Genomic DNA, 12156 nt, shown 5'->3' on the forward strand with positions numbered 1-12156 from the left:
GTCCGCGGCATGGATGCCGCGGCCAAGCCCCCAGGGACGGGTTCACGGCGTCCCCCGCGAATCCACCCCGCCCGGCCAAGCAAGGCTACTGCTCTCAAAACGTCCAGCCACGAGGGGCTCAGCCGTTCGCCGCCAACTCCGCATCCAGCGCGCGCAGGCGATCCACGGTGCCGACGTCGGTCCAGCGCCCGCGATGGTGCTGCCCGGTCATCAACCCCTGCGCCATGAAGTGCTTCTGCAGCGGCACCACCGAGAACTTCGGTGGCAGCCGCTCGCTGCCCGGCGCATCGCCGATCACCGCGCGCCAGTCGGCCACGATCGAAGGACGGTACACGCCGATGCCGGCATAGGTCAGGCATGGTCCTTCGCGGTCGTGGTGCAGGAACCCCTGTGCATCCAGGCGGTAGTCACCATTCGGGTGCTGAACCGGATTGTCGACCAGCACCAGGTGCGCCTGGCCCTGCGGCTCGCGCGGCAGCGTGGCGAAATCGAAATCGGTCCAGATGTCGCCGTTCACTACCAGGAACGGGGCACCGCCCAGCACCGGCAGGGCGTTGAGGATGCCGCCGCCGGTTTCCAGCGGGGTCTGCCCTTCGTACAGGAAATGCAGGCGCAGGCCCCACTGGCTGCCATCGCCAAGCGTCGCCGGGAACTGTTCGGCCAACCATGCGGTGTTGACCACCACCTCGCGCACGCCGAGTGCGGCCAGGCGTTCCAGGTGCCAGACGATCAACGGCTTGCCAGCCACTTCCAGCAGCGGCTTGGGCGTGTGCAGGGTCAGCGGGCGCATGCGCTCGCCGAGGCCGGCGGCAAAGACCAGTGCCTTCATCGGGCTACGCGCATCGGTGCACCCAGCTCGGCCAGCGCCGGCTTGATGCGGTCGTCCAGCAGCTGCTGCAGCGGTGCCAGCTCGCGGTAGCGCGGCAGCACTTCATCCAGATAGGTGATGAAGCGCGGTGCGTCGTCGAGGTAATGGCCCTTGTTGTCGCGGTAACGCAGCCGGCAGAACAGGCCCAGGATCTTCACGTGGCGCTGGATGCCCATCCAGTCGGCATCGCGCAGGAAGGTGGCGCGGTCGGGCACCGGCAGGCCGGTGTCGCGGGCACGCTCGTGGTACTGCGCCAGCCACTCGTCCACACGCTCCAGCGGCCAGCTAAGGAACGCGTCCTTGAACAGGCTCACCGCGTCGTAGGCGATCGGGCCGCGCACCAGGTCCTGGAAATCCAGCACTGCGGGGCCGTCGTCGACCGGCATCAGGTTGCGCGGCATGTAGTCGCGGTGGGTCATCAGCTGGGCCTGGCCCAGCGCGTTGTCCATCAGGCGGCGATGCACCAGCTGCAGGCCTTCGATCTCGCCGCAGTCCAGTTCAAGGTTCAGGTGGCGCTGCAGGAACCATTCGTCGAACAGGCCGGCATCGCGCTGCAGCAGTGCTTCGCCGAACTGGCCGAAGTCGGCCGGCACCGGGATCGCCTGCAGGCGCAGCAGCTGCTCGATCGAACGACCGAACCATTCGTCAGCGTTGCGCTCGTCGAGGATCCTGGCCAGGGTCGGGCCGCCGAGATCTTCCAGCAGCAGGAAGCCGGCATCCAGGTCCTGCGCGAGCAGCATGGGCACGCGCAGACCGTTGTCGTGCAGCAGGCCGCGCATGCGCAGCCACGGCCGCGGATCTTCCAGCCCCGGCGGGGCGTCCATCACGATGTGGCTGCCGCGCGTGCTGGTGGTGCGCCAGTAGCTGCGCATGCCGGCGTCAACCGAAGCGCGTTCGACCACCGCGTTGGCATCATCGAGCTGGGTACGGGCCCACTGCAGGCGCTGCGCGCTGCGCTGGGGATCGGAGGCGGGTTCGGTCATGCGGGCATATCCGGGCGCGCCGGGCGCGCCAACGTCGGCAACAGGAAGGGAAGGGGGAGCGGCGTCAGCGGCGACCGCTGAACAGGCGCAGGACGGCCAGCACGGCCACCGCGCCCACCACCGCGCCGAGGAAACCGGCCGGTTCGCCGGGGGCGTACCAGCCCATGTACTGGCCGAACCAACCGGCCAGCAGGGCACCAAGGATGCCCAGCACGATGGTCAGCAGGCAGCCCATGCGGTTGTTGCCGGGCATGAAGAAACGCCCGAGCAGGCCGACGAAGAAGCCGACCAGCAGGATGTACAGCCAGCTGCTGCTGCCGAACAGACCATTCATGCGCGCGGATTCCGCTTGAGTGTGGACGCAGCCTAGCAAGGCCAGGCTGCGTCCGTCACGAGTGCCGGATCAGCAGCAGCCGTGGTCGCCGTGGCGGGTGCCGCTGTCGGCAGCCACCGGCGAGCCGCTGGTCTCGCCGCGCAGGCTGGCGGCGTAGTGCTCGCTGATCACCTTGGACACGCAGGCGGTGACCTTCTTGCCCATCGGGATGTGCAGGAACTCGTTCGGGCCATGCGCATTGGAGTGCGGGCCGAGCACGCCGGTGATCATGAACTGCGCGCCCGGGAACTTCTCGCCCAGCATGCCCATGAACGGGATCGAGCCGCCCTCGCCCATGTACATCGCCGGCTTGCCGAAGAAGGCCTGGCTGGCGTCGTCGATGGCCTGGGTCAGCCACGGCGCCATCGCCGGGGCATTCCAGCCGGTGGAGGCCTTTTCCAGGTCCAGGGTGACCTGCGCGCCGTTCGGCGGGTCGCGCAGCAGTGCTTCCTTCAGCAGCTCGCCGCAGGTCTTGCCATCGGCGGTCGGCGGCAGGCGCAGCGACAGCTTCACCGAGGTCTGCGGACGCAGCACGTTGCCGGCCGATTCCAGCGGCGGCATGCCACCGACGCCGGTGACCGACAGCGCCGGTCGCCAGGTGCGGTTGAGCACCAGCTCGGTCAGGTCCTCGTTCATGGGGCGCAGGCCGTCGACCATCGGGAACTTCTCGAAGATCTCGGTATCCACCACTTCGGCGGCACGCTTGGCCTGTTCCAGGCGCTCGGCCGGGATCTCCACGTTCATGCCGTCGATCAGGATGCGGCCGGTGTCCTGGTCCTCGATGCGCGAAAGGATCTGGCGCAGCAGGCGGAAGCTGGACGGGATCACGCCGGAGGCATCGCCGGAATGCACGCCTTCGTTGAGCACCTTCACGGTGAAATTGCCGCCGGTCAGGCCGCGCAGCGAGGTGGTGCACCACAGCTGGTCGTAGTTGGCGCAGCCCGAATCCAGGCAGACCACCAGCGACGGCTTGCCGATGCGGTCGGCCAGGTGGTCGACGTAGGCCGGCAGGTCATAGCTGCCGGACTCTTCACACGCTTCGATCAGCACCACGCAGCGGGCGTGCGGCAGGCCCTGGGCCTGCAGTGCCAGTACCGCAGCCAGCGAGCCGAAGATCGCGTAGCCGTCGTCCGCACCGCCGCGGCCATACAGCTTGTCGCCGCGCAGGACCGGGGTCCACGGGCCGAGGTCGTCGTCCCAGCCGGTCATTTCCGGCTGCTTGTCCAGGTGGCCATAGAGCAGGATGGTGTCGTCGCCGGTTTCGGCGCCGGTAGCCGGAATTTCCAGGAAGATCAGCGGGGTACGGCCTTCCAGGCGCACCACCTCAACCTTCAGGCCGGGCAGCTGCTGGGCCTTGGCCCAGTTCTCCATCAGGGTGACCGCCTGTTCCATGTAGCCGTTCTGCACCCAATTGGCGTCGAACATCGGCGACTTGTTGGGAATGCGGATGTAGTCGACCAACTGCGGGACGATTTCGCTGTCCCACTTGTCATTGACGAATTGGCCGAGCTTGGCGCTGTCCATCTGAAACTCCGGTTGCATGGGCTGATCCGGCCATTCTACGCCTGTGCCGCGGGTAGGGTTTTTCCTACATCACGTCGGGTATTTGGCTGGCTTACGGAAATCCGGGAAACCGATAGGCTGTGCACATGTGGTGACGGACACTGTTCCTGCCGACGGGATTGCCGGTCGGGGCGGCCAGAATCACAGGGAGATACACGTCGTGCCTTGGTTTGTCGTGTTGAGGGCGCTGGTGCTGGTAATGGGGATCGCTGGGGCGCATGCCGCCGAACCGATCGACATCAACCGCGCCGATGCCCAGGCGCTGCAGCAGGGATTGACGATGGTCGGAGCCGCCAAGGCCGAGGCGATCGTCGAGCACCGGCGCAGACACGGCCCATTTCATCGCGTCGAGGACCTGACGCAGGTGAAGGGGATAGGGAAAGCGATCGTCGAACGGAATCGACAGCGGATCACCGTAGGCAACAGGTTGTTGCCGGCGGATCCGGTACCCGGATCGGTACCGGTGCGGACCGTACCCAGGCGCTGACAGCAGGAATCGTCGGAACCGGCAGGAGGCTGGTTCACCGGTCACGGACAGGAAGGCCGTGACCACCGACCGCCGCAGGACGCGGCACCAATCACCAGGATGGTGGCATCACAGACCTGTGGAAGGGGCTGAGATACAAACAGGACAGACGCGGCCGCGTGCAGGATGCAACGCTACCCCCACAGCGCAGGATGCGAGGGGGCGGCAGCAGGCCGACAAGGACGTAACGATTGCCCGGTACGACACATGGCTGTGTCGCCGGGCAATTTCATTTCCGGCGCCTGGTTTTGCCGCGGCCACCACGGGCCGATGGTGTACGGTGGCCGCTCCGCATGGAAAGGACCCCGCTGGATGCTTGTGCACCGCCCCACGACCCTGATGCTCGCCCTGGCACTGACCCTGCCACTGCTGGCCCATGCCGCTGCGCCGACGCCGACAGCCAAGCCTGCGGCCGAAGCCAGCACCGCCGACGTGCGCGGGCCGACCGACCTGAAACCGGGCGAGTACCTGTGGCATCCGGAAATCTCGCCAACCGGCCCGATCGTGCTGGTGGTCAGCCTCGATGAGCAGCGTGCCTACGTTTACCGCAACGGCATCGCCATCGGCCTGACCACGATCAGCTCGGGCAAGGCCGGGCACGAGACGCCGACCGGCGTGTTCACCATCCTGCAGAAGGACAAGGACCACAGGTCCAACCTCTACAACAGCGCGCCGATGCCCTACATGCAGCGGCTGACCTGGGATGGCATCGCCCTGCATGGCGGCAGCCTGCCCGGGCATCCGGCCTCGCATGGCTGCGTGCGCCTGCCGCAGGCGTTCGCGCAGAAGCTGTTCAGCGAAACCCAGCGCGGCGATACGGTGGTGGTGGCCGACGCCAAGAGTTCGCCGATGACCCTGGCCTATCCTTCGGTGCTGGCCCCGGTCAACGCGCGCGGCCAGGCTTTGCCGGAAACCGAGGGCGGGGCCCCGGCGCAGGCCTGGTGGGACGACAGCGCAGCCCCGGCCGGGCAGGTCGGCATCCTGGTCAGCCTGCATGACCAGCGCCTGTACGTGCTGCGCGATGGCGTGATGATCGGCGAGTCGCCGCTGAAGGCCGACGCCCTGCCGGCATTCCAGGGCACCACGCTGTTCGTGATGGGGCAGGGCTACAGCGATACGCCCAGCCCGCTGGACGTGAACCAGCGCCTGCACCAGTGGACGGCCTATCCGCTGCTGGGCCAGGATCGTGCCCAGGCCACCCCGGACCTGCTGGCCACGCCCTCGTTGCCAATGGCGCTGCCGGCCGATTTTGCCCGCCAGCTGTACCAGGTGCTGGTGCCGGGCACGACCCTGCTGGTGACCTCGTTGCCGGCGGTCCGCCCAAGCCCGGCTGAATCCGGAATGCAGCCGGTCTTGGAATCCGAGCCGCCAGGGTCCACCCTCAAAGGCAACTGAGTTCCCTCGTTGTGCCCATGACTGCATCCCGCCTGTGCCGGCTGGCCGCGTTCGGCCTGCTGGCGACCTCGGCCAGCGCCCCGGCGCTGGCACAGACGCCCGCCCTTGCCACCAGCGCTGATGATCTGGCTGCCTTGCTGTCGCGCAGTGCGCCCAAGGCTGACCGCCACGTGTTGCAGCTGGCGGCGCACGCCATGCGCTGTGCGTTGCAGCGTCCGGAGCTGGGCATCAACGGTGATCGTCTCAGCGTGATCGATTATTCGCGGCCGTCCACCGAGCCGCGCCTGTGGGTGTTCGACCTGGCCCACCAGCGCCTGCTGTTCGAGGAATGGGTGGCGCATGGCCGCAACAGCGGCGAGAACCGCACCCAGCACTTCTCCAACCGCGATGGGAGTTTCATGTCCAGCCTCGGCGCGTTCACCGCGCAGGAGACCTACATGGGCGGTAATGGATATTCGCTGCGCCTGGCCGGGCTGGAGCCGGGCTTCAACGACCGTGCGCGCGAACGCGCGATCGTCATCCATGGTGCGCCGTACGTGAACCCGGCCACCGCTCAGCTGCAGGGGCGCTTGGGTCGCAGCCTGGGTTGCCCGGCGGTGCGCCTTTCGGTGGCCAAGCCGCTGATCGATGCGTTGCGTGGCGGCACGATGGTGTTTGCTTACTACCCTGACCAGGATTGGCTGAAGCACTCGCAGCTGCTGGCCGGCGGATGCGGTGGCCAGGGCACGCTCGCTACGCGGTGATGCATGATGGCGCGTGGCGTGATGCAATGCGCCGATGAACGTCGACTCCCTGTTGCACACTCCGAGCCAGGTGATCTCCCACCTGGACTATCGCCGCGAACGCTGGCGGAATGGACTTGGCTGGACCCGCGAGATCCTGCGTCTTCCTGCGCAGGGTGATGACTGGGCGCTGCGCCTGTCGGTGGCCGAGATCGAGCAGGACGCTGCGTTCTCCACCTTCCCCGGCGTGGAGCGCGAACTGGTGCTGCTGCAGGGCAATGGCGTGCGCCTGCGTTTCGAGGATGGCCGCGTGGCCCAGGTGCTGCCGCCACACGGGCGGGCGCGCTTTGCCGGTGAGGAAACGCTGCACGGTGAACTGGTCGATGGCACCACCCACGACTTCAACCTGATGTGGAAGCGCGAGCTGCTGCAGGCCGAACTGCTGCACCGGCCGCTGGTGGGGTCGATGTTCTTCTTCTGCGAACCGGGCGTTGCGTGGGCGCTGCATCTGCTGGCCGGACAGGCGCAGTTCGGTGCCGATAGTGGCCTGCCGGCGCTGCAGGCGGGGGACACCGCGTGGTTGGCGGGGGGCGAGAGGCAACGGCATGCGCTCAGCGGTGGTGGCGAGTTGTTGGCGATACGGGTGAGCGCGGCGGGGGCATGATTCCTGGGCGCCGGTGGGCGCCATCCACGCATGGCGTGGATCTACTGCTGTGCGGTTGCCACCATGCCTGGGCACGCCGTCATGGTGCGGCTGTGGTTGGGGTCAGAGCCCTTTCCTGCGGAAAGGGAACCGACCCCGACGGTTCGTTCAATACACATCGCGCCGGTAACGACCGGCCAGCAGCAGCGCTTCCTTGCCTGCGGTACCCAGCACCCGCTCGATCACTGCATCCACGCCCGGGGCCATGCCCTGCAGGCTGCCGCAGACCAGGATCGTCGCGCCTTCATCGACCCACTGCCGCAGCGTCGCCGCTTCGGCCTGCAGCCGGTCCTGCACATAGCGATGCGCGCCGCCGTCGCGGCTGAACACTGCATCCAGCCGTGCCAGCGTGCCACTGGCCAGCATCGCCTGCAGTTCTTCGCCGAAATGGAAGTCGTGCGCGGCGGTGCGCTCGCCGAACAGCAGCCAGGTGCGGCGCGCGCCACGCTGGGCACGTTCGTGCAGGTGCGCGCGCAGGCCGGCGATGCCGGTGCCGTTGCCGATCAGCAGCAGCGGTACATCGGCGGGCACGCCATGGAAATTGTCGTTGCGGCGCAGCCGCAGTTGCACCGGTTCGCCGATGGCCGCGTGGTCGCACAGCCAGCCGCTGCCGATGCCGGGTGTACCGTCGGCGCGCAGTTGGCGGCGCACCAGCAGCTCCACCGCGCCGTCGGCCATCACCGAGGCGATCGAGTACTCGCGATGCGGCAGCGGTTGCAGGGTTGCCAGCAATGCGGGCAGATCACCCGGGGGAACCAGCGATGGCAGATGCGAGCGCTCGATACGGGCCAGCAACGCCTGCCCGTCATCCAGCATGGTGTCTGCATTGAAGCCCTGTGCATCGAGCCAGGCGCGCGCGCTGTGGCGTGGGTGCTGCGGGCCGATCTCGGCGATGTCGCCGGCCTGCCACTGCACATCGACGCCAGGCGGTGGCTGCAGGCGCACCCGGTACACCGGGCCGCCGGGGCTGCCCGGATTCAGATGCTGGCGTTGCAGCAACGTCCACGGCTGATACTCGGCCGGGCTCCAGTCGGGCAGTTCGGTGGCGCCTCCGCCAAGTTGTCCCAGCAGCTGCTGCCAATGTCGCAGCGCCGCCGGATCGGCATTGTCGACCCCGATCGCATCGAACAGCGGGTGCGCGCCGTGCTGGCGCAGCCACTGGTCCAGCTGGTGGCCGAATCCGCAGAAGTGGCCATAGCTGCGGTCGCCCAGCGCTAGCACGCCGTACTGCAGATGCTGCAACGGAGGCGGCGCGGCCATCACCCCGCGCAGGAACGGCAGGGCGTGGTCGGGCGGATCGCCTTCGCCGGTGGTGCTGGCAATGAACAGCGCGCGCTGGCTGTCGGCCAGCAATGCGGCGTCGACCTCATGCAGCCCGCGCACACGCACCGGCACGCCGGCACCACGCAGGGCCTCGGCACTGCGTTCGGCCAGTTCGCGGGCAAAGCCGGTCTGGCTGGACCAGACCAGCAGGAGCGGTGCGGTATCGGCGGACGCCGCATCATCGCGCGGACGAGTGCGCCACCACAGGGCCGCGCAGGCCAGCGCGTACAGCGCGGTGGCGATGATGGCGATCTGCGATTGCCGTGCCGGCGGTGCGCCCTGCCACCAGGCTTCGCCGAGGTGCAGGCGCAGCAGCGCCCAGGCGATCAGCGCCAGTACGATCAGTACAAGTGTGTTGCCGAGCCACGCACGCGATGGCCGAGTGCTCATGCGTCCTGCCCGTCGAGCAGGCGCTGGAAGGCGCTGCTGAGAAATTCCTGCGGGCCGTCTGCGGTGCGTTGCAGGTAGCGCGCGGCCAGTCCTTCGCGCTCGGCCAGCGCCATGCCCTGTTCGCGACCCAGCACGGTCAGTGCGGTAGCCCAGGCATCGGCGTGCATGGCGTCGTCGGCCACGACGGTGACCGCTGCGGCGACCTGCTGCACCGGCCTGCCCGTACGCGGGTCGAGGCTGTGGCTGTAGGCCTCGCCATCGGCCTGGTACTGGTGCCAGCGATCGCCCGAAGTGGCCACCGCCTTGCCGTCCAGCGCCAGCACCCGTGGCGGGGTTTCGGTGTGCACATCCTCTTCCGGTGCGGATTCCACCAGCACGCGCCACGGTTGGCCGTCCGGTTTTCTGCCGTAGCCGGCCAGTTCGCCACCCACTTCGATCAGCGCTGCAGCAATGCCTTGTCCACGCAACCAGGCGGCTACGTGATCGACGCCGAAGCCCTTGGCGATCGCAGAGAGATCCAGTTCCAGCCGGCCCGGTTGCAGCAGCGCATCATCCTGCCACTGCAGGCGCTGCCAACCGCAACGCTCACGGGTGGCCTGCAGGGTAGCGGCGTCGGGCTGGCGGCGTTCACCGGCATGTGCACCGAAGCCCCACAGTGCAACCAGCGGACCGATGGTGGGATCGAAGGCGCCGTCACTGGCGGCAGCGATGGCCTGTGCGCAGGTCACAACGTGGCGGGTCTCCGCCGGCAGCACGCACCATTGGCCAGCGTCGGCGCGGTTGTAGCGGCTCAGATCCGAGCCGGGCTCCCAGGTGCTCATCTGCGCGACCACGTCGTCCAACCGCGCCTGGATGCCGGCGTGCAGCGGGTGCAGGTCGCGCTGGCGCGACGCGACCAGCGACACGCTCCAGGTGGTGCCCATGGTGGTGCCACCGAGGCGGGCGATGTCGAGATGGGAATCGGTCATGGTGATGCGTTGCGGTGGCGATGCCGGGGAATGCCCGGCATCGCGGTCCACATTACTGCGGCAGCACTTCCAGCGTGGCGACGTAGCTCAGGCGGCGCTTGGCGGCCTGCTTCACCGACGTCTTGTTGTCCTCGGTGCCGGTCTCCAGCCAGTACATGCCGGCTTCCGGCCAGGTCACCTTGATCTCGCCCTTGGCATCGCTGGTCAGCTTCAGCTCGTCCTGCGCGTTGCGGTAGCGGGTGGCGCCACGCACGATCTCGAACTGCAGGCCGGCGGTCGGCTTGCCATCGACCAGCACGCGGAAGGTGGCTTCCTCGCCGGCGAACAGGTCATTCGGGTGGCCGACGGCGACCAGCTCGATGCCACGGTTGGTCGGCTTCAGCGCGGTGTCGTTCGGCGCACCGTTGGTGACAAAGGTCTCCACGCGGCCGATCGACTGGCTCACTTCCAGCTTCTTCGCGTCCTTCGGCAATTCACCGAAGGTAGCCGCGCTGCCGCGCCAGCGCTTGCGCTCGCCGTTCTGCTCGTACGTGGCGAACAGGCCGTCATTGACCGACGCGATGCGGTAAGTGCCCGACTGCTTCAGTTCGATGTCGAACACGCTGCGGTACTTGCCGGTCGACGCGTTCTGCGGCTGCACGGTGCTGCCGTCCGGCGCGGTGATCACCAGCGATTCCAGGCGCAGCGGCACGTGGTTGAAGTAGAACAGATCGTTGGAGACCGCACCGTCGACGGTGATCCACGGCGCGTTGCCGGCGATCACGGTCTGCGAGGGCAGCAGCCAGGCCTTGTGGGCCAGGGCGGAGAAGGGAAGGGCAGCGGCCAGGGCGGCGGCGAGGACGAGCGTGCGCTTCATGCGGAAGACTCCAGTTGGAAGGGGTCGGATCCCTTTCCAGCGGAAAGGGCTCTGACCCCGAGGGATAGGGCGATGGGGTCAGAGCCCTTCCTGCGGAAGGGATCCGACCCCGGCTCAGGCAGTTATGGTTTGACGGCGAGGGTGACCTGGCCCAGTTCGGTGGCGCCTTGCGCCTTGCCGTTCTGCGCGGCGGTGGCCGGCCAGGTGAAGGGGATCTTCAGCAGTTCGCGGCCACCGACTTCGCGCACCGCTTCCACCACCAGGGTGTAGTTGCCCGGGGCCAGTTGCTTCAGTGCCGGCTGCCTGTCGTTGAACGACAGCGCGTGCTTGCCGGCCGGGCGGGTCGGGCCGGTCACGCCGTCCACCGGCACCTGCAGGGTGCGGCCGCTCTTGCGCCACCACTGGCGCAGGTCCGGCAGCCATTTGGTGCCGTGGCCTTCGCTGTTGCTGGTCTGCTGGTACCAGACCGACAGGTTGGCCGCGACCTTCTGGTCGGCGCCTTCCAGCCACACCGCCACGTACGGGCGGTGGTACTCGGCCACGTTGAGCTTGGGCACTTCGACGTTGATGTCGAGGGTGGTGGCGTACGCCGGCGAGGTGGCCAGCAGGCCGCTGAGGGCGATGGTCAGGGTGACGCGCATGGGGCGGCTCCGGAAACGAAGGAAAGTCAGTGGATCAGCAGCAGGGCGATCAGCAGCGGAATCATCAGGCCCAGGCCGACCAGCGGCCAGGTCATGCGCCGCTGCCGTGCATGCAGGTGCAGCAGGAACAGGCCGGTGATGCAGAACACCAGGCAGGCCACGGCGAACAGGTCCAGGAACCAGCCCCACGCCGGGCCCGCGTTGCGGCCCTTGTGCAGGTCGTTGAGGTAGGACACCGCGCCGCGCGAGGTTGATTCGTACTCCACCGCGCCGGTCCCGCGATCGATGCTCAGCCAGGCGTCGCCGCCGGGGCGCGGCAGCGACAGGTAGATCTCCTCGGCCGACCACTCGGCCGGGCGCCCGCCGATGGCGATGCCCAGCTGCGTGTCCAGCCAGTGCCGGGCCGGGCGCGGAATCGGTGCATTGCCGTTTTCGCGCGTGCCGAGCTGGCCGAGCAGATCGGCCGGCAGTTCCAGATGCTGGTTCTGCACCTGGGGTTTGGCTTCGATCTTCGCGGCGTGGTTGAGGGTCAGGCCGGTCACCGCGAACAGCAGCATGCCGATCAGGCACACCGCCGAGCTGATCCAGTGCCACTGGTGCAGCGTCCGCAGCCAGAAGCCACGGTTCTGTTGCTGCGCCACGGTGGAAGAGGCAGGACGGCTCACGGCACGGTTCGAGGCGGACGGGGACTGCCCATTACATCATTGATGAGAATAGCTCGCAATTGCGTGTCGTTCTGTATCGCTGGAGGGCGATTGCCGGCCAGCGGCCGGCACTACCGATCGGTAGATCCACGCCACGCGTGGATGAAGCGGTGCCGACCAAGGTCGGCACCCACCGGGGCC

Annotated in this window: 13 protein-coding genes; 4 read left to right on the forward strand and 9 right to left on the reverse strand. The window is 68.0% G+C overall.

The window, feature by feature from the left end:
• Positions 1–118: 118 nt before the first annotated feature.
• From murU to AC5JLE_RS05855, 4 genes are all read right to left on the reverse strand, one after another.
• The gene (murU, locus tag AC5JLE_RS05840; RefSeq protein ID WP_496065111.1) at positions 119–829 is read right to left on the reverse strand and encodes an N-acetylmuramate alpha-1-phosphate uridylyltransferase MurU; all 711 of its coding nucleotides are present in this window, start codon (positions 827–829) and stop codon (positions 119–121) included.
• On the reverse strand, positions 826–1851 hold the full coding sequence (locus AC5JLE_RS05845) for an aminoglycoside phosphotransferase family protein (RefSeq protein ID WP_164111233.1): 1026 nt from the start codon (positions 1849–1851) through the stop codon (positions 826–828). Before AC5JLE_RS05845 ends, murU begins: the two co-directional genes overlap by 4 nt.
• A 64-nt stretch (positions 1852–1915) precedes the next feature.
• Positions 1916–2185, reverse strand: coding sequence for a GlsB/YeaQ/YmgE family stress response membrane protein (locus AC5JLE_RS05850; RefSeq protein ID WP_005415577.1), 270 nt, complete (start codon positions 2183–2185; stop codon positions 1916–1918).
• Positions 2186–2254: 69 nt separating this feature from the next.
• The gene (locus tag AC5JLE_RS05855; RefSeq protein WP_032957377.1) at positions 2255–3748 is read right to left on the reverse strand and encodes a M20 family metallopeptidase; all 1494 of its coding nucleotides are present in this window, start codon (positions 3746–3748) and stop codon (positions 2255–2257) included.
• Positions 3749–3947: 199 nt separating this feature from the next.
• Here AC5JLE_RS05855 and AC5JLE_RS05860 point away from each other — a divergent pair, with 199 nt between their 5' ends.
• The 4 genes from AC5JLE_RS05860 to AC5JLE_RS05875 all read left to right on the forward strand — a co-directional run bounded on the left by AC5JLE_RS05860 (position 3948) and on the right by AC5JLE_RS05875 (position 7094).
• Complete coding sequence (locus AC5JLE_RS05860) at positions 3948–4274, forward strand: ComEA family DNA-binding protein (protein ID WP_024958219.1); 327 nt, start codon at positions 3948–3950, stop codon at positions 4272–4274.
• Positions 4275–4625: 351 nt separating this feature from the next.
• On the forward strand, positions 4626–5708 hold the full coding sequence (locus AC5JLE_RS05865) for a L,D-transpeptidase (protein ID WP_041863141.1): 1083 nt from the start codon (positions 4626–4628) through the stop codon (positions 5706–5708).
• Between the two features lie 17 nt (positions 5709–5725).
• Positions 5726–6451 carry a murein L,D-transpeptidase catalytic domain family protein gene (locus AC5JLE_RS05870; protein ID WP_032957373.1) on the forward strand — a complete coding sequence of 242 codons (726 nt, stop codon included), beginning with the start codon at positions 5726–5728 and terminating at the stop codon, positions 6449–6451.
• 34 nt (positions 6452–6485) lie between these two features.
• The gene (locus tag AC5JLE_RS05875; RefSeq protein ID WP_100449572.1) at positions 6486–7094 is read left to right on the forward strand and encodes a HutD/Ves family protein; all 609 of its coding nucleotides are present in this window, start codon (positions 6486–6488) and stop codon (positions 7092–7094) included.
• A gap of 147 nt (positions 7095–7241) precedes the next feature.
• Here the strand turns inward: AC5JLE_RS05875 and AC5JLE_RS05880 are convergent, their stop codons facing one another.
• From AC5JLE_RS05880 to AC5JLE_RS05900, 5 genes are all read right to left on the reverse strand, one after another.
• Positions 7242–8846: a sulfite reductase subunit alpha gene (locus AC5JLE_RS05880; protein WP_496065112.1), complete on the reverse strand. Its 1605-nt coding sequence runs from the start codon at positions 8844–8846 to the stop codon at positions 7242–7244.
• A complete protein-coding gene (locus AC5JLE_RS05885) occupies positions 8843–9814 on the reverse strand; it encodes an FAD:protein FMN transferase (protein ID WP_069117612.1) in 972 nt (323 codons plus the stop codon). Before AC5JLE_RS05885 ends, AC5JLE_RS05880 begins: the two co-directional genes overlap by 4 nt.
• A 52-nt stretch (positions 9815–9866) precedes the next feature.
• Entirely contained in the window at positions 9867–10670 is an 804-nt protein-coding gene (locus AC5JLE_RS05890; RefSeq protein WP_014646257.1) for a DUF4198 domain-containing protein, read from the reverse strand.
• Positions 10671–10792: 122 nt separating this feature from the next.
• Positions 10793–11311 (reverse strand): DUF2271 domain-containing protein, encoded by a 519-nt coding sequence (locus AC5JLE_RS05895; RefSeq protein ID WP_005408420.1) that lies wholly within the window; start codon positions 11309–11311, stop codon positions 10793–10795.
• A gap of 26 nt (positions 11312–11337) precedes the next feature.
• On the reverse strand, positions 11338–11976 hold the full coding sequence (locus AC5JLE_RS05900; RefSeq protein ID WP_014646258.1) for a PepSY-associated TM helix domain-containing protein: 639 nt from the start codon (positions 11974–11976) through the stop codon (positions 11338–11340).
• Positions 11977–12156: the final 180 nt, after the last annotated feature.

The organism is Stenotrophomonas sp., assembly GCF_059505245.1.